The sequence below is a fragment of the Psychrobacter communis genome (assembly GCF_014836505.1).
Classification (GTDB): Bacteria; Pseudomonadota; Gammaproteobacteria; order Pseudomonadales; family Moraxellaceae; genus Psychrobacter; species Psychrobacter faecalis.
The window spans coordinates 56594-82687 of the sequence record NZ_JACSQR010000007.1; the positions used below are offsets into that span (position 1 = coordinate 56594).

Annotated in this window: 24 protein-coding genes; 17 read left to right on the forward strand and 7 right to left on the reverse strand. The window is 44.1% G+C overall.

Annotated features, from left to right (window positions below):
* Positions 1–84: 84 nt before the first annotated feature.
* The 7 genes from atpA to H9653_RS04285 all read left to right on the forward strand — a co-directional run bounded on the left by atpA (position 85) and on the right by H9653_RS04285 (position 8588).
* Positions 85–1629, forward strand: coding sequence for a F0F1 ATP synthase subunit alpha (gene atpA / locus H9653_RS04255; protein WP_068404258.1), 1545 nt, complete (start codon positions 85–87; stop codon positions 1627–1629).
* Between the two features lie 249 nt (positions 1630–1878).
* Positions 1879–2760 (forward strand): F0F1 ATP synthase subunit gamma, encoded by an 882-nt coding sequence (atpG, locus tag H9653_RS04260; protein ID WP_068404256.1) that lies wholly within the window; start codon positions 1879–1881, stop codon positions 2758–2760.
* Between the two features lie 50 nt (positions 2761–2810).
* A complete protein-coding gene (gene atpD / locus H9653_RS04265) occupies positions 2811–4244 on the forward strand; it encodes a F0F1 ATP synthase subunit beta (RefSeq protein WP_144297510.1) in 1434 nt (477 codons plus the stop codon).
* Between the two features lie 115 nt (positions 4245–4359).
* Complete coding sequence (locus H9653_RS04270; protein ID WP_191690707.1) at positions 4360–4776, forward strand: F0F1 ATP synthase subunit epsilon; 417 nt, start codon at positions 4360–4362, stop codon at positions 4774–4776.
* Positions 4777–5555: 779 nt separating this feature from the next.
* Complete coding sequence (locus H9653_RS04275) at positions 5556–6272, forward strand: response regulator (RefSeq protein ID WP_021812806.1); 717 nt, start codon at positions 5556–5558, stop codon at positions 6270–6272.
* Between the two features lie 366 nt (positions 6273–6638).
* Entirely contained in the window at positions 6639–8324 is a 1686-nt protein-coding gene (locus H9653_RS04280; RefSeq protein ID WP_191690709.1) for an ATP-binding protein, read from the forward strand.
* Between the two features lie 84 nt (positions 8325–8408).
* Entirely contained in the window at positions 8409–8588 is a 180-nt protein-coding gene (locus H9653_RS04285; RefSeq protein WP_068404248.1) for a hypothetical protein, read from the forward strand.
* Positions 8589–8669: 81 nt separating this feature from the next.
* Here H9653_RS04285 and H9653_RS04290 read toward each other — a convergent pair whose 3' ends face one another.
* Positions 8670–10142, reverse strand: a complete 1473-nt coding sequence (locus H9653_RS04290) for an ATP-binding protein (protein ID WP_191690711.1) — start codon at positions 10140–10142, stop codon at positions 8670–8672.
* A 426-nt stretch (positions 10143–10568) separates the two neighbouring features.
* Between H9653_RS04290 and rpsP the strand changes: the two genes are divergently transcribed.
* The 4 genes from rpsP (at position 10569) to rplS (ending at position 13013) form a co-directional block, all read left to right on the forward strand.
* Complete coding sequence (rpsP, locus tag H9653_RS04295; protein ID WP_021812802.1) at positions 10569–10838, forward strand: 30S ribosomal protein S16; 270 nt, start codon at positions 10569–10571, stop codon at positions 10836–10838.
* A gap of 212 nt (positions 10839–11050) precedes the next feature.
* On the forward strand, positions 11051–11584 hold the full coding sequence (gene rimM / locus H9653_RS04300; protein ID WP_144297691.1) for a ribosome maturation factor RimM: 534 nt from the start codon (positions 11051–11053) through the stop codon (positions 11582–11584).
* A 62-nt stretch (positions 11585–11646) separates the two neighbouring features.
* Positions 11647–12417, forward strand: a complete 771-nt coding sequence (trmD, locus tag H9653_RS04305) for a tRNA (guanosine(37)-N1)-methyltransferase TrmD (RefSeq protein ID WP_191690712.1) — start codon at positions 11647–11649, stop codon at positions 12415–12417.
* A 203-nt stretch (positions 12418–12620) separates the two neighbouring features.
* Positions 12621–13013 (forward strand): 50S ribosomal protein L19, encoded by a 393-nt coding sequence (rplS, locus tag H9653_RS04310; protein ID WP_191690714.1) that lies wholly within the window; start codon positions 12621–12623, stop codon positions 13011–13013.
* Between the two features lie 230 nt (positions 13014–13243).
* Here the strand turns inward: rplS and H9653_RS04315 are convergent, their stop codons facing one another.
* Positions 13244–13801, reverse strand: a complete 558-nt coding sequence (locus H9653_RS04315; protein WP_191690716.1) for a DUF4442 domain-containing protein — start codon at positions 13799–13801, stop codon at positions 13244–13246.
* A 444-nt stretch (positions 13802–14245) separates the two neighbouring features.
* Here H9653_RS04315 and H9653_RS04320 point away from each other — a divergent pair, with 444 nt between their 5' ends.
* Positions 14246–15766 carry a DUF3360 family protein gene (locus tag H9653_RS04320; RefSeq protein WP_191690718.1) on the forward strand — a complete coding sequence of 507 codons (1521 nt, stop codon included), beginning with the start codon at positions 14246–14248 and terminating at the stop codon, positions 15764–15766.
* Between the two features lie 148 nt (positions 15767–15914).
* The gene (uvrC, locus tag H9653_RS04325) at positions 15915–17759 is read left to right on the forward strand and encodes an excinuclease ABC subunit UvrC (RefSeq protein ID WP_191690720.1); all 1845 of its coding nucleotides are present in this window, start codon (positions 15915–15917) and stop codon (positions 17757–17759) included.
* 109 nt (positions 17760–17868) lie between these two features.
* Here uvrC and H9653_RS04330 read toward each other — a convergent pair whose 3' ends face one another.
* The 3 genes from H9653_RS04330 to lgt form a co-directional block, all read right to left on the reverse strand.
* Positions 17869–18441 carry a dihydrofolate reductase gene (locus tag H9653_RS04330; RefSeq protein WP_191690722.1) on the reverse strand — a complete coding sequence of 191 codons (573 nt, stop codon included), beginning with the start codon at positions 18439–18441 and terminating at the stop codon, positions 17869–17871.
* A gap of 43 nt (positions 18442–18484) precedes the next feature.
* Positions 18485–19357 carry a thymidylate synthase gene (locus H9653_RS04335; protein WP_191690724.1) on the reverse strand — a complete coding sequence of 291 codons (873 nt, stop codon included), beginning with the start codon at positions 19355–19357 and terminating at the stop codon, positions 18485–18487.
* Between the two features lie 79 nt (positions 19358–19436).
* A complete protein-coding gene (gene lgt, locus H9653_RS04340; RefSeq protein ID WP_191690726.1) occupies positions 19437–20321 on the reverse strand; it encodes a prolipoprotein diacylglyceryl transferase in 885 nt (294 codons plus the stop codon).
* Between the two features lie 180 nt (positions 20322–20501).
* On the opposite strand from lgt, the gene H9653_RS04345 reads away from it, so the two are divergent.
* Together H9653_RS04345 and H9653_RS04350 are read left to right on the forward strand one after the other, a co-directional pair.
* Positions 20502–22115 carry a DUF4139 domain-containing protein gene (locus tag H9653_RS04345; RefSeq protein WP_191690728.1) on the forward strand — a complete coding sequence of 538 codons (1614 nt, stop codon included), beginning with the start codon at positions 20502–20504 and terminating at the stop codon, positions 22113–22115.
* 35 nt (positions 22116–22150) lie between these two features.
* Complete coding sequence (locus H9653_RS04350; protein WP_191690729.1) at positions 22151–22969, forward strand: NRDE family protein; 819 nt, start codon at positions 22151–22153, stop codon at positions 22967–22969.
* 63 nt (positions 22970–23032) lie between these two features.
* On the opposite strand, the gene H9653_RS04355 is transcribed toward H9653_RS04350, so the two are convergent.
* Positions 23033–23554, reverse strand: a complete 522-nt coding sequence (locus H9653_RS04355; protein WP_068403735.1) for an RNA pyrophosphohydrolase — start codon at positions 23552–23554, stop codon at positions 23033–23035.
* A 582-nt stretch (positions 23555–24136) separates the two neighbouring features.
* Here H9653_RS04355 and H9653_RS04360 point away from each other — a divergent pair.
* On the forward strand, positions 24137–24550 hold the full coding sequence (locus tag H9653_RS04360) for an OsmC family protein (protein ID WP_191690731.1): 414 nt from the start codon (positions 24137–24139) through the stop codon (positions 24548–24550).
* A gap of 14 nt (positions 24551–24564) precedes the next feature.
* Positions 24565–24990 (forward strand): MAPEG family protein, encoded by a 426-nt coding sequence (locus H9653_RS04365; protein WP_144297679.1) that lies wholly within the window; start codon positions 24565–24567, stop codon positions 24988–24990.
* Positions 24991–25060: 70 nt separating this feature from the next.
* Here the strand turns inward: H9653_RS04365 and H9653_RS04370 are convergent, their stop codons facing one another.
* On the reverse strand, positions 25061–26083 hold the full coding sequence (locus tag H9653_RS04370; RefSeq protein WP_191690733.1) for a tRNA dihydrouridine synthase: 1023 nt from the start codon (positions 26081–26083) through the stop codon (positions 25061–25063).
* Between the last annotated feature and the right edge of the window lie 11 nt (positions 26084–26094).

The window sequence follows — 26094 nt, forward strand, 5'->3', positions numbered from 1 at the left end:
CATCCGTGCAGCTTACTAAAGCTTGCGTGATATAAGAGCATTTAAGTCAGTGGCGGGTTATCATAAATTAAAGGAAACAAGGCAATGCAACAATTGAATCCAGCGGAAATCAGTAATCTGATTAAGCAGCGTATTCAAGACCTTGATGCGGGTGCAACTGCAAAGAATGAAGGCACGATTGTCAAAGTATCTGACGGTATCGTGCAGATTCATGGTCTTGAAGATGCCATGTACGGCGAAATGATTGAGTTTGAAGGTGAAATCTACGGAATGGCGCTTAACTTAGAGCGTGATTCTGTTGGTGCAGTAGTATTAGGCGACTTCCTAAAACTACAAGAAGGTCAAAAAGCCTATTGTACTGGTCGTATTTTGGAAGTACCCGTAGGTCCTGAGTTGCTAGGCCGTGTTGTTGATGCTTTAGGTAACCCTATTGATGGCAAAGGTCCTATCGATGCCAAGATGACTGATAAAGTCGAAAAAATCGCCCCAGGCGTAATCGACCGTCAATCAGTTGATCAACCAGTCATGACAGGTTATAAAGCCGTTGATACCATGATTCCAATCGGTCGTGGTCAGCGTGAGCTTATTATTGGTGACCGTCAGACGGGTAAAACCGCCATGGCTATCGATGCGATCATTGCGCAAAAAGCATCTGGTATTAAGTGTGTCTACGTCGCAATCGGACAGAAACGTTCTACCATTGCTAACGTCGTACGTAAGCTTGAGCAAACTGGTGCGCTTGAATATACCACTGTGGTGGTCGCTTCAGCGTCAGAGCCAGCAGCACTTCAATATATCGCACCGTACTCAGGTTGTACGATGGGCGAATACTTCCGTGACCGCGGCGAAGATGCACTGATTGTATTTGATGACTTATCAAAACAAGCCGTTGCTTATCGTCAAATCTCACTATTGCTACGTCGTCCGCCAGGTCGTGAAGCCTATCCTGGTGACGTATTCTACTTACACTCACGTTTACTTGAGCGTGCATCACGCGTAAACGCGGCATACGTAGAAAAATTCACCAATGGTGAAGTGGTTGGTAAAACTGGTTCTTTAACCGCGCTACCTATCATTGAAACCCAAGCTGGTGACGTATCTGCCTTCGTACCAACCAACGTGATTTCAATCACTGATGGTCAGATTTTCTTAGAGTCTAGCCTATTTAACTCAGGTATCCGTCCAGCAGTCAACGCTGGTATCTCGGTATCGCGTGTTGGTGGTGCTGCTCAGACGAAGATTATCAAAAAGCTATCTGGTGGTATCCGTACTGCATTAGCTCAGTATCGTGAATTGGCAGCATTTGCTCAGTTTGCCTCAGACCTTGATGATGCGACTCGCGAACAGCTTGATCATGGTGAGCGCGTGACTGAATTGATGAAGCAAAAACAATATCAGCCAATGTCTATCTCTGAGCAAGCGGCAGTTATTTATGCATCGAACGAAGGCTTCTTAGCAGACGTTCCTGTTGAAAAAATTGGTTCTTTTGAAGAAGCTTACTTACGCTATATGCATGATGAGCAGAGTGAATTGATGCGTGAGATTGATGACACTGCGAATTATAATGATGATATCGCAGGTCGTTTAAAGTCATCTTTAGAGACCTTTAAACAAAATCACAGTTATTAATTTAACGGGTTAAACCTGAAGTGGTTAGCGCTCTGCTTTAGAGCGCAAAAAGTGGCGCATTATTTAAGAAGCTTTTTAAGTCTAAAAGACTTTCTTTTAAGATAATCGCGCCGCTGTTTTAACCAATGAAGGTCTAAGATTGCGTCATGCCACAAGATGTAAAGACATTATTTCGATAAGTTCAGTGTTTTATATTAAATGATTGTTGCATACGCCCATGCTTTTTAACCCTCTTATATTGGAATCATTATGGCAAGCTTAAAAGAGATACGTGCCAAAGTCACCAGTATTAAAAGTACCCAGAAAATTACTCGCGCTATGCAAATGGTAGCCGCTAGTAAAATGCGCCGTGCCCAAGAGCGCATGGAAGTGGGTCGCCCGTATGCTGATAGTATGCGCCGGGTTATTTCGCATTTGGTGCATGCCTCATCAGATTACAAACACCCATATATGGTCTCGCGTCCGGTTGATAAAGTTGGCTATATTGTCATCACATCAGATCGCGGCCTAGCGGGTGGTTTGAATATTAACCTATTCAAAGCTTTATCTAAAAGCATTCAGCAGTATCAAGACCAGTCCGTACAAGCCGAGTTTGCCGTTATTGGTGCTAAAGGCGTGAGTTTCTTTAAAAACTTCGGTGGTAAAGTCACTTCAGCCGTTACTGACTATGGTGATAAACCGACGTTTGAGCAATTAAACGCGCCGGTGCAAGCGATGTTAGAAGACTATAGCAACGGTAAATTAGACCGTATTTATGTGGTCTATAATCAGTTTGTCAACGCTATGACCCAAAAGCCGATTGTCAACCAATTGGTACCTTTACCAGAGGGTTCATTTGGTGATGAAGAAAGTGGCATACAAACAGAGCTGAGCTGGGATTATATCTACGAGCCTGACATTAAAACCTTGATTGATGAATTACTTGGTCGCTATATCGAGTCGATTGTCTATCAAGCGGTAATGGAAAACATTGCCTCTGAGCAGTCTTCACGTATGGTTGCGATGAAAGCGGCAACAGATAATGCTGGTGACCTAATTAACGATTTACAGTTGGTTTATAATAAGCTGCGTCAAGCGGCGATTACCCGAGAAATCTCGGAAATCGTTGGCGGTGCTGCTGCTGTTTCATAATTGAAACCCTTTATAAAACCCACTATATACAGAAGTTCAAGGAGAACGCAATGAGTAGCGGTCGTATTGTACAGATTATTGGCGCGGTTCTTGACGTTGAGTTTGACCGTAACGAAGTTCCTCAAATTTTTGATGCCTTGCAAGTAGACGGCACTGAGACCACCCTAGAAGTCCAGCAACAGCTAGGTGACGGTATCGTACGTACTATTGCGATGGGTTCAACCGAAGGTTTAAAGCGTAACCTACCAGTGACCAACACAGGCGCACCTATTTCTGTACCAGTCGGTATGGGTACATTAGGTCGCATCATGGATGTTCTTGGTCGTCCTATCGATGAAGAAGGTCCAGTTGCTGCTGAAGAAAAATGGTCCATCCACCGTGAAGCCCCAAGCTATGCAGAACAGTCTAACAGTACTGAGCTGTTAGAGACAGGTATTAAAGTTATTGATCTGCTTTGCCCATTTGCTAAAGGTGGTAAAGTTGGTCTGTTTGGCGGTGCTGGTGTTGGTAAAACCGTCAACATGATGGAATTGATCAACAACATCGCCCTTAAACACGAAGGTCTATCCGTGTTTGCTGGTGTTGGTGAGCGTACTCGTGAAGGTAACGACTTCTATCACGAAATGCAAGAAGCGGGAGTTGTCAACGTTGAAGACTTTAGCAAATCTAAAGTTGCGATGGTATATGGTCAGATGAATGAGCCACCAGGTAACCGTTTACGTGTTGCACTGTCTGGTTTGACCATGGCTGAGTACTTCCGTGATACCAAAGATCCTGCTACTGGCAAAGGTCGTGACGTATTATTGTTCGTTGATAACATCTATCGTTATACGCTAGCGGGTACTGAAGTATCAGCACTGCTAGGCCGTATGCCATCAGCGGTTGGTTATCAGCCAACGCTCGCTGAAGAAATGGGTATGCTGCAAGAGCGTATTACTTCAACACAATCAGGTTCAATTACTTCTGTACAAGCGGTATATGTACCTGCGGATGACTTGACAGATCCATCACCAGCAACGACGTTTGCTCACTTGGATGCGACAGTGGTACTAAGCCGTGATATCGCTTCACAAGGTATCTATCCTGCGGTTGATCCACTAGATTCAACCTCACGTCAGCTTGATCCATTGGTTATCGGTGAAGAGCATTACAACGTTGCTCGCGGCGTGCAGGAAGTTCTTCAGCGTTATAAAGAGCTTAAAGACATTATCGCCATTCTAGGTATGGATGAGTTGTCAGAAGAAGATAAACTAGTCGTTTATCGTGCGCGTAAGATCCAGCGTTTCTTGTCACAGCCATTCCACGTAGCGGAAGTATTCACCGGTGCTCCTGGTAAATATGTTGCATTACGCGATACCATTGCTAGCTTTAAAGCAATCATCGCGGGTGAATACGATGACCTACCAGAGCAAGCTTTCTATATGGCAGGCGGTATCGACGAAGTTGTTGCTAAAGCAGAAAAAATGAAGTCTTCTGCAGCGTAAGTTTTATAAGTATGGGCTAACGAGTAGGTATAATATAACCTTTATATCTACTCCTCAGTAACGCATCGCAGTTTTTACTGTTTTTTGATCGCGCTTTGATGGTAAGGAATTAAGTATGGCAACGTTACAATGTCGCGTCGTAAGTGCTCGTGAAGAGTTGTATTCAGGCGAAATTAGCATGTTAATAGCTAGTGGTACCGAAGGCGAAATTGGTATATTGCCAGGTCACACCCCGCTTATTACTTTGCTAAAACCCGGTCCGATGCGCGTACAAACGCCTAACGGTGAAGAAGAAGTTATTTATGTATCTGGCGGTGTGTTAGAAGTACAACCAAAAATGGTCACCGTACTTGCTGATACTGCGATGCGTGCGCACAATCTTGACGAAAGTAAAATCGTTGAAGCACGTAAGAAAGCTGAACAAATGCTGGTCAACCAATCTGATACTGTACAAACCAATGCGGCATTAGCGTCATTGGCTGAATCAGTCGCCCAGCTGCAGACTATTCGTAAATATAAAAACCGCGCCTAGCACATTGTTACGCTTTAGTTTTTGTTATAAACATAAAAACAGTCCATGAGGGGCTGTTTTTTTATGCTTGTTCTTCTAATAGTTAGCTTTCTAGTAGTTAGCTTTCTAGTAGTTAGCGTTTAATATTTGCCATAGCTCAGACATTTACTATAGTGAGTGAAAAGTAATATCAATACAGTACGCACTGCTGATATCAGTTTTTCTTGCTTGCTGTGCCTGCGCAGACAGAGGCTACAAAAAATTGATATCAGCAATACCGTCACGTTTTAGGATATTTTGACTATATTTGAAAATCTCCTAAGTTATGCAATATTTATCAAAAACTAAACTTATTTTCATAAAGTGATGGAGAAGTGACTAGCGGCAACGCAGATATATGGTTATATTAGAGTGTAGTAACCACGTTTTTTATTTTAAAAGTCCAGCAGTTCTTTGGCGTCATTTAATAGTATTTAATGTTTGGGCTTTTAAAGCGTTGGTTCGATATAAGACCAGTAGAATTATTGAATAAAATTTATCCTATGCCTTTTAAAGTTAATAAGAGGTATAATTTTTGGACGCAAACTAACGTTTTATAGGACGTAGTTTATAGGTTTTGTTACTAACTATAAGCTATAGTATAGGAAGCTGTGTGTTTAATAGTATACTGTGCTACCAAGTTTGTAACCGTGTTACGGTCACTGCCTGTATTGGATTACAAATTGATTGAGTTACGGTGCTATTAATTTACCGCTCTTATTTTCACCGCTTTTAAATAAGATGTATTAGAGGATATAACAATGACAACGAATGAAGAAGACAACACCCCCCGAATCTTGATTGTTGAGGATGACGAGCGTTTAGCCATGTTGACCCAAGATTACTTGGTTAAAAATGGTTTAGAAGTGGCAATTGAAACCGATGGTAATCGCGCCATTCGCCGTATTGTCAATGAACAACCAGATTTGGTCGTACTTGATGTCATGCTTCCTGGTAGCGATGGCTTGACGGTATGTCGTGAAGTACGTCCACACTATCAAAATCCTATTTTGATGCTGACCGCGCGCACAGAAGATATGGATCAGGTTTTGGGTCTTGAAATGGGCGCTGATGACTATGTCGCTAAGCCTGCGCAGCCACGTGTATTGCTTGCCCGTATCCGTGCTTTATTACGCCGCTCAGAAAATGCGCCATCGGAAGATGTGCCGCAGCGTCTTGAGTTTGGTGAGTTGGTTATCGACAATGGCGGTCGCTCAGTGAACTTGGGTGACGAATTGGTTGATTTCACCAGTGCCGAATATGACTTATTATGGTTACTCGCGTCTAACGCTGGTCGTATCTTGTCACGCGAAGATATTTTTGAGCGTCTACGCGGTATCGAATATGACGGTCAAGATCGCTCAATCGACGTACGTATCTCACGTATCCGTCCAAAAATTGGTGATGATCCAGAAAATCCTAAACGCATCAAAACCGTGCGTAGTAAAGGTTATTTGTTCGTTAAAGAAGGCAATTAACAGCAAATTGTTAATGCAATTCTCTTTACTAAAATACTTTTTAATAAAAAACCAGCGTAAAGCTGGTTTTTTATGGTCTAAATTTTAATTTTTAAACTTAAATGCTGCGTTATGTGGTTTAATTGAGCGATAATTATGGACGCTAGATTAATAGTATAGTGAGTGAAAAGTAATATCGATACATCACGCACTGCTAATATCAATTTTTCTTGCTTGCTGTGCCTGCGCAGACAGAGGCTACAAAAAATTGATATCAGCAACACCGTAGCGTTTTTAGGATATTTTGATTATATGAGATAAACTGCGCTGCAAGAATTTCTCTTCTTCCTTTATCAATAATTTTTTATTAGGTTGGTCACGGCACGTATGTCATTAGTTTCTTCTCTTAAACACAGTATCTTTGTTCGTATTTATGCTGGACTGCTCATTGTCTGTTTGTGTGTGGCATTATTTGCGCAATTGTTGATGGATACGATCAATAAAGAACGCGTCCAATCTTACCGGGAAAATATGGCTACGGGCGCTTTTCATATCGTTGCTGAAGGCATTGCGCATCAAGAAAGCGAATCGCAGCGTGAGTATTGGCTGTCTGATGCCAGTAGCTTATTTGGCGCAGAATTCAACATTGTGCCTATTAACGAGGTCGATTTTAATGCCAGTGAGCTGCGCCGTTTTGAAAAAGGCAACACCGTCGTTCGCTATGTTGCCCAGCCTATTTATGCCGATGTTTATTATCGCTTACCGGACAACGAGAGCGTTTTAACCGCACGTATCTCGCAAGTAACCGAGCAGCAAGTACGTGCCATCGCGGTATTTTTGCTTGATGATTTGTCCTATTACGCGACTTTATCCGATAAGCGTGCGCGTTTGGCTCAATTGGAAGAGAAGTTTTCTTTTCCATTAGAGTTTAGAGCGATCAATACCCTTAATTTAGACCCCGATCAAATGGCACGCTTGCGCCGCGATGAGGTCGTCATCTTATTACAAGATACCAATACCAGTAAAAGTTATTCGTCGATTAAAGTGGTTGTACCGTCTGAAATCAATGATATGGCGATTTTAATCGGGCCGGTACCTTTGTTTAACTGGTTCCCGCTCAATCTGATTGTCAGTATGATTTTGATCAGTATGTTCTTAATCAGCTTAGGCGTGTATGCGCTTATTTTCCCGCTAGAGCGCAAGCTGCAACTGATTCAAGTGGGCGTTAACGAAGTCAGTAAAGGCAATCTTGATATCAAAGTGCAGGTTATCGGACAAGATGAAATTGCGCGTCTATCCGCGACCTTTAATGCGATGACGGCACATATTAAGCGTTTGATTGAATCGCAGCGCGAGCTGACGCGGGCAGTATCGCACGAACTGCGAACGCCGGTTGCACGTATTCGTTTCGCTGTCGATATGCTGGCAGATACCGATGATGAAGATTCGCGCTTTATGCAGCGTGATTATATTGATGAAGATATCGAAGCTCTAAATGGTTTGATTGATGAGATTCTAACGTACGCCAAACTTGAAGAAGGCTCACCAAAACTGGATTTAGAACCGGTCAATCTGCGCGAGTTACTGGAGCAAATTGAGCGTGAAACCAATGCTTTAGGCAAACCCATTAAGATAGTAACCAAGCTGCCAAATGCAAAAGTAACGGCAGTTGCGGATAGACGTTACCTGCACCGGGTGATTCAGAACTTAGCCGGGAATGCTTTACGTTATGCTGAGAGTACAATTATCATTAGTGCGGGAGTGAAAAAAGGTAATGCTTTTGTCAGCGTAGAAGATGATGGGCACGGTATCCCTGAAGCCGACCGTGAAAAAGTCTTTATACCGTTTTCGCGCTTAGACGATAGTCGTACACGTGCCTCAGGTGGTTATGGTTTGGGCTTGTCTATCGTATCGCGTATCGCTTTTTGGTTTAATGGCAATATGAAAGTGGACGAGAGCCGTGAGCTTGGCGGCGCACGCTTTGTCATGACTTGGCCGATTAAACCATTGACCCAAGTCCTTGCTGCCGATGAATTGACGCAAGAAAAAAGTGAACGCGATTTCGATGCTTAATCTTTTATAATGACGGATAAATTGATATTGATGATGTATTAAAATGATTGAAATGAGCTTATTGATAGTAGAGGAGGGCAAAGGATGCCGTATTTGTTTGGTGGTTTAGTGGTATTGAACGCAGCAGCGCTTGGATATTATTTATTTTTACAGCAGCCAACCAGCACTGAGACGCTAAAGGCTGCGCAGCAAGAAATAACCCAACCTTTAACTTTTAGTAATAGCGCCGAGTACATTCCTCCAGTGATTGGTACTAAAAAGTAGGGTTATTAAAGTCGCTAATAACGATCAGTTATTAGCAATTCTTTGATGTTGCCTGCTACTTTTATTTAACGACCATCTATTTTATTGGTCGTCTATATTGCTAGCAGCGTTAGTTATTTTGTCATTGTCAGAAGCCAATGGCGGCTCTCCGGCAACTTTAGAGATAAGTGGAATACGGACACAGACTTGTAGGCCGCCATCTGGATGATTGATGGCCTCGACCGTCCCATGATGCAGGCGCGCGATACGATCGACAATCGCTAGACCAAGCCCGCTACCCTGAGTAGTACGTGCTGACTCCCCGCGCTCAAACGGTTGCATAATACGCTCTAATTGGTCTTCTGCGACGCCCTCACCGCAGTCGCGCACACATATCAATAACTGCTCTTTTGCTTCTTTATTGACCTCATTTTCAGTCACTACATCGCTGTCTTCTACCACCGTTTTTTCTATGAATGTCGGCACCACGGTCGCGGATAAATAAATGGGCGGTTTGCCGTAACGTTTGGCATTATTAACCAAGTTAATCACCAAGCGTTTGATAGACATTGGCCGTACGGGTACCATTTTTTGACATTCGGATTGATAAATAAACTCTAGCGGCGCAAATTGCACCATGATTTCATTAAATATGGTGTCCAAATTGGTCAGGCGCACTGGCTCATCGGAACCGTCTTTCATAAAGGAAATAAACTGCTCCAAAATCGCATCCATATCTTCGATATCGTAAATCAAACCTTCACGGAAAAATTCATCGGGCAGCATCTCAGCGGTTAAACGCATACGGGTCAGCGGCGTGCGCAAGTCGTGCGAGATGCCCGCCAGCATAATCGTCCGCTCTTTTTGTGCTTGATTGAGGGTAGTAAATAAGCGATTAAATGCCATATTAACTTGGCGGATCTCAGTAGGACCATTGTGGGTCGGTAAAGTGGTAGCGTGACCCAAGCGAATATAGTTGGTCGCCGCACGCTGCAAATAGCGTAGTGGACGATTTAATTGCCGCGCTAATAAAATAATGGTCAGCAAGGTTAAAATTGGTAAGCCAACTAAAAATAATACTAATAAAGCGGGACTGTACTGTGAGTAATATACCACCGGCTCGCGAATCCAAAAGCTGGTATCGCGACTGTCTTGCACCCACAGCTGCGGCGTTGGTTTAAACTTAAAGTAGACCTCTACGGGACGACCCAATTGCGCACCAATTTCGCGCTGCAACACATCGGTAAAGACGCCAACAAACGCCTTATCCTCTATCACCGGAAAATCGCTAGGATTATTGACCACCACCACATGTGAATGTTGATAAATCCATTGCCGTACAGCCGGCTCATTCTTCCAGTCTTTATTAACACTGTTCATCAAGCGTAATTCGCTGGTCAGATAGCGCGCATGATTTTTAAGCTCTGGCAAATATAGACTGCGCCAAAAAAACGAAATCGATACCCCGACACTGATAATGACAATAAAAGCGACCATCAAGGTGGTGAGCCAACTGTTAGAGTAGGAGCGGGCAAGCCGTCCTTTGCGCCGAGGCTGTGATTTTGCGGTGGTCATATATATCCAAAAAATTAATCAAAATATGGGTAAAGTGATTTTCTTTAAAATGGCAGGTAAAGCAGTTGAATAAGGTATTTTTATTGAATGTCTATATAAATTAAATATCTAGATAAAAAGTAACTCGCTGTATGCGCGCTTACAAGCTTATGTTTTATAGATTTCTATCACTGCTATTGTTGGTAGCATAGCATAATCAAATAATAAGACAGGTTGCTTTACGATAGTCAATTTGCAAGAAGACTCAAGCCTGAAATAATATTTTGTCCCTATAATAGACAAGATATTTTGAATTGTATTTTACATGCTTTACCATTTAAGCTATTGTTAATAAATAATTAAATAAGCACGGTTTATGTTTTCAATAAAATAAGACTGTGCTATAATTATGCCCTTTTTGGTATACCTGCGAAAGAGAGAATTCACATGGTTGTTATTCGTTTAGCACGGGGCGGTGCCAAGAAACGCCCATTTTATCAAGTAGTTGTTGCTGATCAACGCCGCGCGCGTGACGGTCGCTACATTGAAAACATCGGCTTTTTTAACCCACTCGCTAAAGAGTCTGAAGAAGCAGTACGCCTAAACATGGAAGCGTACAATGCGTGGATCGCTAAAGGTGCACAACCTTCAGATCGCGTTGCTTCATTAGCAAAAGCTTATAACAAGTCTGCCGCTCAAACTGAAGCAACTGCTTAAGTTTGTACCGTCAATGAGGCGCTGATAGCTGGTCTATGGCAGTCTCAACAGACTTTAGAAAACATAGCGTAACTGGTCTGACCAGGGTGCGCCATTAACTGTTTATGACTTTTGATTGCGCTTAGCGCTGTTGATTGAATTGTATTTATCCTCGTTTTTTAGTCATTGCTGTATCTATCATTGTTGTTTTAGTCATCGTTAGGTTAGCCGTTATGTCATCTGTTCCAAACGCTAGTGCGCTTATGAAAATCGGTCAGCTAAAAAAGCCTTATGGCATCAAAGGCTGGCTGTGGGTATTTAGTGACACGGATGATCGCACGGCAATCTTTGACATGCAGCCTTGGTGGATGAAAACTGCTACTGGCATGAAGCCTTTAACCGTAAAGGCGTGGCGCGAGCAAGGGACGGGCATTGTCGCTCAATTTGAGCAAGTCCCTGATCGTAACGTTGCAGAGACCATGAATGGCGTGACCATTTGGGTTGAGCAAAACGTTTTGCCAGAAACCGGTGAAGACGAATATTATTGGTCAGATTTGGTTGGCCTGCGCGTGATAAACGAGCAGGACGAAAACTTAGGCGAGATTACTGAAATGTTTGAAACCGGGGCCCATGACATCATGCGTGTCGCGGCAACGTCAGACAGTTTGGACGCCGAGGAGCGCCTGATACCTTGGCATAAGCAAACGGTGATTGAGGTCAATTTGGCTGAGAAAACCGTGCTTGTGGCATGGCAAAGTGATTATTAATCGTAATTTCTTTTGATTGATAAAAACGTCATTCACGCAGTGTTTATGCAAGTAGAGATCTGATGTATTTTGCCGTGATTAGTATTTTCCCTGAAATGTTTGCCACGATTCGTGAGTTTGGAATCACGGGACGGGCAGTCACTCAGGAGCAAGTCACGATTGAATGCATCAATCCACGTGATTATACTACGGATAATTATCGCCGTATTGATGAGCGCCCGTATGGTGGAGGTCCTGGTATGGTGATGATGGCTGAGCCATTATCCCTAGCAATTGAGGATGCCCGCCTGCGCGCCAGTCAGCACGGTTGCCGTGTCGATAGTGCGCACTGTCCGGTGATATATATGTCACCACAAGGCAAAACGCTCAGCGAAAGTAGTGTGGTCAGTATGACTGAGTATGACGGCATGATTTTATTATGTGGTCGTTACGAAGGTATTGATGAGCGCTTACTGACGCAGTATGTCGACATGGAGATATCGCTCGGTGATTATGTGTTGACCGGTGGCGAGCTACCAGCAATGGTGCTCATGGATAGTGTGATACGTCGTCTGCCTGATATTATGGGTGATGATAAATCTGCTGAGCAAGACTCGTTTGTCGATGGTTTGCTTGATTGTCCGCACTATACCAAGCCGCATGAATTTGCTGGGTTGGCGGTTCCTGAAGTTCTACTTTCAGGACATCATGGCAATATCGCCAAGTGGCGCTTTAGCCAACAGGTCGAACGTACGCAAGCGCGGCGTCCAGATTTATGGCAAGCGTTTACGCCAACGGTCGAGCAAGCGAAGTGGTTAAAGGCATTGACAAAAGCAGATAAAAAGCCACGTTAGTTAATAGCGGTTAAAAACATAAACAGTTAAGCAATAAAATTTTGAGCAACAATAAAACGTGTCATAGCATCATGGCCGTTGGTCATAACCCATTTACGTTGTAGTTATTATTAATCCAAGATATTAATAATAGCTATGATTCATTATTACAAACAGGTGATATGCGTCAAGCCTCTATTATCTAATGTGAGGAGATAACTCTCATGAGCAACAAGCATCCATTGGTTCAGGTCATCGAAAATGCTCAATTGATTGAGCGCCCAAGCTTTGCACCCGGCGATACCGTTGTGGTTCAAGTAAAAGTACGTGAAGGTGAGCGTGAGCGTTTACAGGCTTTTGAAGGCGTTGTAATTGCTAAGCGTAACCGCGGTCTAAACTCAGCATTTACCGTTCGTAAAATTTCAAGCGGTGTTGGTGTTGAGCGTGCATTCCAATTGCATTCACCAATCATTGATAGCATTGAAGTGAAACGCCGTGGCGCAGTTCGCCGTGCGAAACTATACTACTTACGTGAGCGCTCTGGTAAATCAGCACGTATCCGCGAAAAGTTGGTTGCTCGTGCTCCTAAAGCGGCTCAGAAAAAAACTGACGCTTAGACTGTACCGAGTATCTGATTTTAAGCATCGCGCTTAAAATTACTTATATGATTCAGCCGTCTATTGTACAGCTGCATTATGAAGTAAAAGTAGATACAAGCCCTTATTCATAGGTTTATTTATAAATAAGCGGGCCATACCAAAAAAGACAAAACCCCAATCTGTGCGCATGCCAGATTGGGGTTTTTGTATGTGGGGCTTTATTTTAATTGAACGCTTTAAGCTTAACGTTAGCTTTCAAGGTTGTCTATACGGTTGGTTTGGTCTTTAGATTTGCTGTACTTACGCAGTCGAATATAAAGGGTCTTAGTCACAGTCGCGATGACTTTTTGTTGTTCATCAACGATATCGACCTTATATTCACGAAATACCGGCTCACCTTCTTTCGCCAATTCCTGAATAGTAATAATTTCAGCGCTAGGGATTTTCATGCGCGCGGTGACTTTGCTATTGCCAGGGGCGATAAATTCAATATGTGAGCTTTTATCCCAAACCACGTAGCTGCTACCGAGTTGGTGCATCAGCATCAGCATATAAAATGGATCAACCATCGAATATAGACTGCCACCGAACTGGGTGCCAACGATATTCTTATTTAAGCTATTTAGCCCCATGTTGACCACGCATAAACCTTGGTCTAGGTTGATATGCTCAATCTTGATACCGGCACCGATGTAGGGCGCATAAGTGTTGATACGCAATTTAAGCAAATAAGGGGTGAGTAATGGAATGATGTTTTTTTTGGCATTACGTTTCAGCGTTTCAAGATTTTTAGGCAGTAAACTCATCAATATTTCCTATTGGCTTTTCCGGTTTTGCTAATCTTATCGTATGGATTTTTTTATCGTATGGAGTATTTTTATTGTATGCAGTCAACCTTGACGGCCGTGCTTGCTGCTTTTAAATACGAGCTACCAAGCAATGGGCGATAAAAAGATATTTATCATAGTGAAAAACACCTAAGCTCACCAGCTTTAAAGCGTAACAAGCGCAAAATGACCATGATACCGCTTATCCTTTACGTGGATTCATTACATTTTTATAAGTGTTACCTGCTAAGCCATAATAAATACTTTTCATAACGATACGTATGGTATCTTTTCATCTATAAAGCCTCGCATTATCCTTGCCGATGCCTTACAATAGCCGCAATTTTGTTTTGGGCAGCGTCATATTTACCCGCTCTTAGGGTAGTAGCGCCGCTCAAACCTCAGTCGACATAAGGAAATGTGATGAGTGGTACACAGCTTCCCGCCTCAGGGTCCAACCCGCAGCAACCAACCCCTTCTGATAGTGATTTGCAAGACAGCTATGTAGACTTACATAAGCCCAATTCTAGTTTTAAAAATCGTAACGCCTATCTCAATCATGAATTGCAAATCATGCAGCCGAAACGCTGGCGACCCAATCTGCCGTTCCGTGATTATCGTTTTGAATATGAAGATACGATTCCGGCGATGGCCGCGACCATTGGTAAAGTCGTGATGGTGGGTGCTATTGCGGCAACCTTTGCCGGCCCGCTTGGTTTAGGTGATGCCTTTGTCCTAGAAAACGTCCGCTATGAGCTGCTAATCGTTTCATTTTTTATTATCTTATTCTCAGGTTTCCTACTACCAACTGCTAACCTTGCCGGTACGCACGGTCCACTGATTCCGCTCATTCCTATCGTCGTTGCTGCTGGCGGTCACCCAATGGCCTTCGGTTTGCTAATCGGTGCTTTTGGCTTGTTACTTGCCATCAGTAAAGGAGGTAGTTTGCTAGCAAACTTGACCAGTAAAGGCGTGTGCGGTGGCTTGCTGTTGTATCTGGGCTTTATTGGTACCATCTCGCAAGTCAAAAACCTATTTGCGTGGGCAGAAGGTATTGGCATGGCGCATATTGCCTTTGTGGTCATTTTACTGACGATTATCTTATATGCGGTGTTAGAGAACTTCCAAAAGCGCTGGCTTGCGGTACCGTTAAGCTGTCTGTTAGGTGGCGGGGTTGCCTTTGCGATGGGTGCACCCTTTGTTTTTGAAACGGCACCGGGTTTACCGCACATGAACCCTATGTATTGGTGGGGTGAAGATACCGGTTGGATGCTCGGATTGCCAACCATTGAAAGCTTCGTTGTGGTGTTACCCTTTGCGGTGTTGGCCGTCGCCATGTGGTCGCCAGACTTTTTAGGTCATCAAGTCTTTCAAAAAATTAGCTATCCAAAACGCACTGAGCGCGTGCTTATGGATATCGATGATACCATGACCAGTGCTTCTATTCGTCAGGTAGCAGGTTCTTTATTAGGCGGTGCAAACTTTGCGTCGTCATGGGGCACGTATATTGTACCCGCCGCAATTGCCAAACGTCCTATTCCAGCTGGTGCGGTATTAACGGGCGTATTTTGTCTTATTGCCGGTATTTGGGGTTATCCCATGGATTTGGCTATTTGGGAACCGGTGATGTGTGTGGCGCTGATTGTTGGTGTCTTTATCCCATTGCTTGAAGCTGGGATGGAGATGACACGCGAGGGCAAAACCACTCAGTCTGCTGCTATTGTTGTCTTTGCGTCAGCCTTGGTAAATCCAGCCTTTGGTTGGTCAATTACTCTAGTACTGGATAATTTAGGCTTAATTGGCTCGAAAGAGCGTAGTGCCAATCTGACCAAAATGAGCCGCTGGATTATTCCTGTGGTCACGTTTGTGATATTAACAGGGGTTATGGCAATCGTCGGTATGTTGCCAGGTATCCCAGCATTATTACCAAATTTCCGTCACTAGTCGCACTGTAGGGTTGTTTTTCTGCAAAAAGTCAGCCTTGGTGCTGGCTTTTTTTATGGTTGTTGCTAAGCTGATAAAGGTTCTTGTAAAACACTCACTATCGCCCCATAAATAGCTATATATCAGTATCTTGAGAGCAGTAAATTCTATGGTTAATGTCTCAGCATCGAGTCCCGTCGACGATAAAAAAGCCCGTCTTAAGCATTTGATTCAGCGCCTGCCAAATTTGCCAGGGGTATATAAAATGCTCGGTAAAAATGGCGATATTCTTTATGTCGGTAAAGCCAAGTCGCTTAAAAGTCGCGTCAACAGCTACTTTGCCAAGACCATTGACCATCCAAAGACGCGAGCGTTAGTCGCGCGGATTCATAATATCGAAACCATTATTACTCGTAGTGAAACTGAAGCGCTGCTGCTCGAGCAAAATCTGATTAAAGAACACCGTCCGCCTTATAACGTGCTATTGCGTGATGATAAATCTTATCTTTATGTGTTTATCTCAGCCGATAAACCTTATCCCAGATTGGCTTATGGTCGCGGTAAAGGCAATCACCAAAAAGGCCGGTTTTTTGGTCCTTTCCCTTCTGCGCATGCGGCAAAAGAGACCCTGGTGCTCATGCAAAAAATGTTTCAGATGCGCCAATGTACCAATACCTTTTTTAAACAGCGCAAGCGCCCTTGCCTTGAGTATCAGATTAAGCGTTGCCGTGCGCCCTGTGTTGGTTTGGTATCGCCAGAAGAATATGCGGAAGATGTGAATAACACCATTCGTTTCCTAAAAGGCGATTCTAGCGATATCCATAGTACGCTGATTGAAAAAATGGAAGGTGCGGCTGAAGTTTTAGATTTTGAAAAGGCGGTCTTTTATCGGGATCAGCTGTCTATGCTGCGTGAAGTCCAAGCAAAGCAAGCCGTTTATACCGTACAAGGCGAGGCCGACGTAATAGCTATTGCCAGCCAAGCAGGCATGACCTGTGTCAATGTATTGACGGTGCGCGGCGGGCGCGTGCTAGGCGGTAAGAACTATTTCCCTGATGTTGATAGCAGTGAGCCTCTTGCTGATAATTTATCAGCGTTTATTACTTCATTCTATTTTCAGGTGACCGATGACTTGCCAGCAGAAATTATCTTAAGTCATGAGCTACCCGATCAGATAGCGGTGAGTGAAGCACTGGCAACGCATTTTGGTAGCAAAGTCGTCATTAAAACCAATGTCCGTGAGCACCGCGCTGAGTGGTTAGATTTGGCAAAACTTAATACCAATAATGCGCTAAAAACCAAACTTGGTGATTATTTAGAATTGCATGCCCGCTTTGGCGCGCTTAAAGAGGTGCTAGCAGAGGTTACTGATCGAACCATCGACCGTATCGAGTGTTTTGATATCTCGCATACCATGGGTGAGGCGACCATCGGTAGCTGCGTGGTCTTTGACCAAGGTGGCTCGCGTCGCCGTGATTATCGTCAGTATGCGATTCATGATATCCAAGGTGGTGATGATTATGCGGCGATGAAGCAAGTGCTGACGCGGCGTTATAAGAAGCAGCCATTGCCGGATCTATTGCTGATTGATGGTGGTAAAGGTCAACTTGGTATTGCTAAAGAAGTACTCACAGAGCTGGGTATTCTTAATGATACGTTGCTCATTAGTGTGGCAAAAGGTGAAGGGCGTAAAGCAGGCTTGGAAGTATTGCACTTTATCGATCATGAACCGCTTGATTTGCCGATGGATAGCAAAGCGCTGCATTTATTGATGCATATTCGCGATGAAGCGCATCGGTTTGCTATTACCGCACACCGTAAAAAGCGCGATAAACGCCGTTCCTCATCGGTGCTAGAAGTCATACCGGGGCTGGGTGAAAAGCGTCGCCGTGACCTGCTTAATCACTTTGGCGGTATGCAGCAATTGCTTGGCGCATCGCAGCAAGAGCTGGCTGGCGTGCAGGGGATTGGTCCGGTATTAGCGAAAACGATTTATAAAGTGCTGCATGAGTAGTTTCAGCAGTATGGGCTAAATTTAAGTTTGTGCTCATAAAGCCCAACAATAAAAAAGCTGTCTTAGAATTATCTAGGACAGCTTTTTTTATTTTAATAAACTACAATTATTATTCGGCATTTTCTATTTTATAAGTCACAAACCTAAATTCTAAGCCACTTTTTTCATCGTGTTTTTGCTCAGATTCTGCTGTGACTACAAACTCATTTGGCAGCTCAGGGTAAAAGGCATCGCCATCTTCAATATTAGTATCGACATGCGTCAGCTCGACGCGGTCGGTATACATCATCGCCTCACTAAAGACCCGCTCGCCGCCAATCACCCAAATGGTATCAAGGTGCGCACCATGAGCAAGGCTGGCCGCTTGTGTCAGCGCATCGTCTAAATTGTGCATCACATACGCTTTTTCACTACCGGCTAAGTTATTTTGCTCGGCGTAGTCTAGTTGGGTGGTGATGATAAAGCTGATGCGTTTTGGTAGCGGCTTGCTGCCCATCGACTCAAAGGTTTTGCGACCCATAATAACGATGCCTTGTATCGCGCCGTCACTTTGTTTGGTCGTCATGCTTTTAAAATGCTGCAAGTCAGCTGAGATATGCCACGGCAGCTCATTTCCTTTGCCGATACAGCGATTGCGACTAATAGCCGCGATTTGGGCAACTTCGGTATTGGCATAGCTCATAACCTATCCTTTTTATGGTCTTTTAAAAGTAAAGCGATTAAATTTAGACGGCAACTTTGGCTTTAATAGCTGGATGCGACTCATAACCTTCAACGCTGATATCGTCAAAGGTAAAGGCAAAAATATCCTTAATGTCAGGGTTTAGGGTTAAGGTTGGTAGCTCATATAGCGAGCGCGTCAACTGCAATTCAACTTGCTCACGATGGTTTTGGTAAATATGACAATCGCCGCCCGTCCAAACAAACTCACCAACCTCTAAGCCGCATACTTGCGCCACCATATGGGTAAGCAAAGCGTAGCTAGCGATATTAAATGGCACACCTAGGAATAAATCCGCTGAGCGCTGATAAAGCTGGCAGGACAGTTTATTGTCTGCGACAAAGAACTGAAATAAGGTATGGCAAGGCGGCAGGGCAACTTGATCGGCTTCCTTTGGATTCCAACCGGAGACGATTAAGCGGCGCGAGTTGGGATTGGTCTTTATTTGTTCAATCACCTCAGTGATTTGATCGACGCCATCGTTGTCATAACTGCCGTCTTCACGCTTGGTGGCGCCATAATTGCGCCATTGATGACCATAAATGGGACCCAAGTCGCCAGCAGGACGATTAAAGCGCGCGGTTTGGTCAGCGGTCGCCCATTCGTTCCAAATACGCACGTTATTTTGTTGTAGATAATCAACGTGGGTGCTACCGCTTAAAAACCAAAATAGCTCATAAACGATCGATTTGAAATGGACTTTTTTGGTGGTTAGTAAGGGAAATCCATCGGCTAAGTCAAAACGTAGCTGCGCACCAAAGTGGCTTAGTGTACCAGTGCCAGTACGATCGCCTTTTTCAGTGCCATTCGTCATGACATGTTGTAGCAAGTCTAAATAGGCTTGCTCATTTTTACTGTTATGATAATTACTGGTCATAAAACTACTCTTTTGCCTGATTCAAATATAGCATTCAATATTTAAACGTGTTTTTAATATCTTACTTGGTAATTAACGCTTAATAAGCCGCCTGCTTGCCCCAATCATAGATGCTACGCTTATAAGCATAAACCAGCATGATGAGACCAATAATAATCATTGGCGCGCTTAATATTTGGCCTTTAGTCATCCAGCCAAGTAAAATAAAACCTTGGTCGGCATCGGGCTGACGGAAAAACTCAATGATAAAGCGGCTGAGACCGTAGCCCAATAAGAAGAGGGCAGAGACGGCCATACGAGGACGCGGTTTTGAGGAATACCACCATAAAAATATAAATAGCAGCAGACCTTCAGCTAGGGCTTCGTAGAGCTGTGATGGGTGACGCGGCAATAAATACTGGCCATTGACCTCAAGCATTAACGATTGCAATTCAGGATTAGCTTGTAATTGCTGCGCATCAAATGCTGCGGCTTGCGGAAAGTAAGTCAGCCAATTATAGCCACCGTCTGAAACGCGTCCCCATAGCTCGCCGTTGATGTAGTTGCCGATACGCCCAAACAGCAGACCCGTTGGTACACAAGGAATAATAAAATCGAGCACCTGAAAAGGGGTCTTTTTATATTTACGGGCAAAATATAACATGCCTAATAAGACGCCAATCATGCCGCCATGAAACGACATGCCGCCTTCCCATACCCTAAACAGATACGCAGGATTTTGTAGCAATTCTCCAAATTGATAAAACAATACATAGCCGATACGGCCGCCCAAAATGACACCAAGGGCACCAAAAAAGACCAAATCAGACACCATGTCGGTGGTCCAGCCATCGCGTTTGCTACTGCGATACCATGCAAGGCCATAAGCGGCGGCAAAGGCCAGCAAGTACATTAAACCATACCAGTGCACTTCTACTGGCCCCAAGGACAGCGCTACGGGGTCGAACTGAGGGTGAATCATCATAAAGGCATCATATTATTGATAATGGAATGTGGCCCATAATAGCAAAATTCATCCGTTGCGAATACTATGATAAGTTTATCTATATATAAATAGATAAGGGGATGGCACATGGAATCAATAGCAAATCGGAGCAAAAACCGATAAGATGAAAAAAAGTGCTTCAATTTCTAAGGAATCCTTATGCAGCTGCCTTTACCAACATTATCCTTGCTCGGCATTCTAGCTTCAGGTTTGACGCTATGGGTTCCTATCAATGCCCCAGCAGCGCTGAGTAATATTGAAAATATTACTATTTATCAAGGCTTAGCCAGCGTCACGCGTACCTTGCCAATCAACGGCAGTGGCGAGCAAACGCTGGTTTTTTCTTGTTTATCGCCGAACATTGACGCTGATAGCATTAGCGTTCAAGCACTAGGTAATGTTAACGTCGGTGAAGTCAGTATCGAAACCTTGAGCTCTGAGCAAGCGGCGCAATGTCAATATGGCCAATATCAAGGCGATAGCAAAGTACAAGTCCAGAAAAACACTGTTGCCGATATCAGTGCCGAATTAGAAGCGGCACGCTTAACCAAAGCCTATCTGCAAAATTTGACCAAGGTCACGCAAATTAATACGGCTGGCACATTGGCCAATAACGCCCGCGATTTAGAGACACAAGCGGCCAATATTAATAAAAGAATTATCGAGTTACAGCAGCGCGAGGCACAAGCAAAAGATGCGCTCAATCAGCTGCTGGCGGGCAGTACGACCTCAAAACAGAATAGCGTGATCCAAGTTAGTATTCGCACCGCCAGTCGCACGCCAAGCACCGTTAAACTGCATTATCAGGTGCGCGGCGCCAGTTGGGAGCCGACCTATCAAGCGCGCTTAAATACCGACAGCAAGCAGCTGAATATTACCGCCTCCGCCATTATCGCTCAACGAACCGGCGAGAATTGGAGCAACGTGCCTGTTATTTTAAGCAGCGTAAATCCCAATCAAACGACTACCAGTCAGCTGCCACACGTTGAGCGCTTGTCATTATATGAAGAGCAGCAACAAGCTAAATTGGCTCGTTATGCAGCGCCGATGATGGAGATGGAAGCATCGCCTGTCGTTGTTGCTTCTGCAAGAGACAATTATGGCGGCGGTGCAGAGATGCCGCCACTACCGAGCTTTACTGTGAGTAGTCAAAACAAAAATGGCATCACCGAATATCGCTTGCCGCAGCGGGTCAGTATTCCTAGTGATGGCAGGCGCGTACGCACGGTCATTGATGAGCAATCTGGCACCAGTAAGCTTTGGCTACGCAGTACACCAAGTGCCGAGACCGCCGCTTATTGGTATGCATCCGCGCCGTTCTTGACGCCTGCTTGGGCTGATGGCTCGTTGCAGCTATACCGTGATGATAACTATGTCGGGCAGTCGCGCTATAATTATCAAAATTTAAAAGAGCAGGGTGTTGGCTTCGGTATTGCCCCAAGTTTGCTGGTGAAGCAATTGACTGACGAGAGTAAACAAGGTGATAAAGGCGTGTTTAACCGTCAGCAAACCAAAACCATCACTCAAGCGTATCAATTTACCAATCAGCACAATCGCAGCGTGCGCTTGCAGGTGTTAAGTGCTGAGCCAGTGAGCAGTGATGACAATATTAAAGTCACGTCGGCGCACACCCCAGCGATTAGCCAAAAAGACTGGAATGACCATAAAGGCATGGTCGCTTGGGAGTTTGATTTGCCAAGTAAGCAATCACAAGTGCTGCAATCGACGTATCAAATCAGCTACCCTGCTGATAAAAAGCTGAATACCAACTAAGCGCTAATAATTTAATATTTATATCAAGGAAAACTATGTGTATCGTCGCCATTGCTTGGCAGTTATTTGATGAGCTGCCGTTGGTTTTACTGTCCAACCGTGATGAGTTTTTACAGCGTCCAACAGCGCCGCTGCATCAATGGGAGGATAAGCCTATTTATGCAGGGCGCGATAAGCAAAGTGGCGGCACATGGCTTGGCATACATCAACAGCAACATGGCGATTTTTACGACCAAAACGGGCGCTGGGCGGCGGTGTTAAATTTTCGTGATGGCGTACAAGCAAGTAATGATGAGCGCTCACGTGGCGAATTGGTCACCGATTTTTTGACCAGCACTTTAAACCCATTGGAATTTGCTCGACAAATCAGTTTGCAAGATTACGCAGGTTTTAACCTTGTTATTGGCGATACGGCGCAAGCGGTGATTGTCAATAATCGTGGTCATGCACCAACGCCGTTATATGCTGGATTGTACGTAATATCCAATGGTCAGCCAGAAGAAGGGTGGTTTAAAACCGAACGCCTACGCGGTCGGTTACGCCAAGAGGTGTTGCCATTGATTAGCGAGAACAGCGCCCTTGACTACTGGCAAGCAGCGGCGTTTGCCGTGATGTCAGATAATACGCCAGCGCCAGAAAATAAATTACCCGAAACAGGTGTCGCTAAGCAGATTGAGCGCGCACTGTCCTCCATTTATATTGAATCTGCTGATTTAAGTAGTATGAATAAAACAGCCATGCCAAGCTATGGAACGCGGACGCAAAGTATTTTAACCTTACGTAAAGAAGATAGTTCAGACAAAAAAATCAAAGCAGCGCTTATTAGCCGTGAATGCCAGCATAGGCAAATCTAACATAAAAAAATTCCCCTATGAATAATAGCTATCAATAGGGGAATTTGTTTTCTATTTGAATACTTATTCCACCAACAAATGGTTGTTTTGTTCTGGAATAATCAGTTCTTGTTTAAGCGGTAGTTCGCGCACCAATTCTTGCAAGGCGCGACGATATACCCCGCGTTTAAAATGAATCACTTGTCCGAGTGGATACCAGTAGCTGACCCATTGCCAATGGTCAAATTCTGGTTTACCCTCATCAAAGCGGATGTGTTGAGTATTCGGCTCATCTAAGCGCAGCAAAAACCATTTTTGTTTTTGCCCAATACACAAAGGGTACTGCCCATGACGCACATAGCGTTTTGGCAAACGATAACGCAACCAATCTTGCGTGACCGCCAGTAGATCGACATGACGCGGATGTAAACCGACCTCTTCCCAGAGCTCGCGATACATCGCATCCATCGGCGTCTCCCCGCGGTCGATGCCGCCTTGAGGGAACTGCCAAGCGTTGTGACCAATACGTTTTGCCCACAGAACTTGCCCTTGTGTATTTGCCAAGATGATGCCGACATTGGCGCGAAAGCCGTCTGCATCTATCATGACTAAACCCTTTTAAATTGTTTAAAAATAGCTTATTTCGACAAGGTACAACGACAGCAATCATAGTTATTATAGGGTGATGACCATCAGTACTATGACAAAATAAGATTCATTACCGTTATTAAACCAAGAAACAACCAAAATGTGTAACAGTATTTTGCTATAAAATGTTTCACAAGATTAATCCTTTAAAATCAGTAACTTATAATTCTACTTTTGTAAGTAAATTCCGCAGATTTTTCTAACAATGATAAGTCGCGGTAACGATAGGTGTATAAATACTTAAATATCGAATATTATTGTTAAAGCATAAATAAGGTAGCGGTTTATAAAAGGTAAACAAGAAAAGGCAAACGAGGAAAGAGCGTCATAAATCTGGTTTTTGCTTATGCTACACTAATAAAAGACAGTATTTTTCAAAAAGAGATTGTATTTCAGAAAATAAGAAACCTTTACTATTCAAACTAAAAATCATGTCAAATTAAAAAGCATATGAATTAAGAAGCATATGAATTAAGAAGCATATGAATTAAGAAGCATGCGCATTCAAAGTCGTAGCAATTAAAACAAGGAATATCTAAGATGTCAGAGTCAAAAGCAAGCGTCACGTGGCAAGAAAATAAAGCCTTTATGGGTGTGTCGCCATCAGGACATAACGTCCAAATCGATGCTGATAAAGAAAAGGGCGCCAGTCCTATGGAGCTAATTTTATTAGGACTTGGTGGCTGTGCCAGCTACGATGTGGTGGCAATTTTACAAAAGTCGCGCCAACAAGTGACCGATGTACGTTGTGAGCTGACCGCTCAGCGTGCTGAGACCATTCCAGCAGTTTATACCGACATTCATATGCATTTTGTGGTGACCGGACAAGAGGTCAAAGAAAGCCAAGTAGAAAAAGCCATCAAATTGTCGGCCGAAAAATACTGCTCAGCCAGTCGGATGCTGGTACAGGGCGGCGTCAATGTGACTCACGATTTTGAAGTGATTGCAGGATAGGGACGAGTATACTGATGAGTCTATTCTTTGGGTTGATTCCCGATAGTGCCGCAGCGGCTATTTGGGCGATGGTGGTGGCAAGTCTGCTGCCACTGATGATGGCGCTGACAGCAAAAGCGCTTGGTGGTTTTAATTTTGCTGACAATGCCCACCCGCGTGATTTCTTACAAGGGACGACAGGAGCTGCCGCGCGGGCCAATGCTGCCCAGCAAAACAGCTATGAAACCTTGCCTATATTTTTGGCGGCAGTATTGGTAGCAATGCTGTTTTTTGTACCGCAGTTGATAATTAATACCATCGCTTGGCTTTATGTGCTGATTCGTATTGGGTTTTGCGTGGCCTATATTACCAATTTAGCGACCTTTCGCTCTATTCTTTGGGTGCTTTCGATGGCTTGCTCATTGATGTTGTTTTATTTAGCGATTCGGGTCAGTTTTTAGCTTATTGCTGCTGTAAGTCTTTGAGATTTTCATTTTTAACACCTTTACAGTATCGATCATAAGGCGCTGTTTATTCGCATGTGCTATTTTGCAGCGCCGCGATAATCACCGCTTTATTTTTTTCTCTTTTAATACGTTCCCACAAGGTTTGCGCCTCAGAGTAACCTTTGGTCAACATACCAAGCCACTGCTTATAACGCCCGACCAACACCACATCGTTTTTCGCCGCACCCTCTAAAAACTTAATCTGATGGGTAATTAAATCTTGCCATGCTAAGACTGTCAGTGTTTTTGTGTCATTATTATCGAGATCAATCTTGGCAATCAAATCAGGACGGGTGACAGCGCCGCGACCAAGCATTAAATGCGTCGTACCGGATTGCGTCATACAGTTTTGTGCGTGTTCACTATTCCAAATTTCACCATTGGCAATCACTGGTATAGCAAGCATATTAAAATTTTGGATTTTGTCCCAGTAAGCGGGCGGCTTATAACCTTGGGTTTTGGTACGCGCATGAATGGTTAACCAATCAGCGCCGCTCGCAGCAATCGCCGCTTTGATATCGTCCATGCGACTCGTATCCGTATAGCCCAGGCGAATCTTTGCGGATACGGGAAGGTGCGCGGGTACAGCTCGGCGTACGGCACTGATAATCTCATACATCACCTCAGGCTCATCAAGTAGCACTGAGCCACCACGATGGCTGTTAACCGTTTTAGCCGGACAACCAAAATTGATATCAATCGCAGGCGCACCAAGCTCGGCAGCATAAGCGGCATTTTCTGCCATCAATTGCGCGTCACTACCGAGCAACTGAATATGAATCGGTGTACCGGATGCAGTTTTGGCATCATGATGCAACTCTGGTACGTATTTATAAAAAACGTGTGCTGGTAAGACAGTTTGGGTGACGCGAATAAACTCACTGACCGACCAATCATAAGGACGACCCAAGTCTGACGCAATTTGGGTTAGGATTTGGCGCATCAAGGGATCAGTTAAGCCTTCCATGGGCGCAAGAAGACGAACAGAATTGGCAAATAATTGCTGTATGGTGTTTTGGCGTGCTTGAAGTTGCTGATTATGATTCATGATAGGAGAGT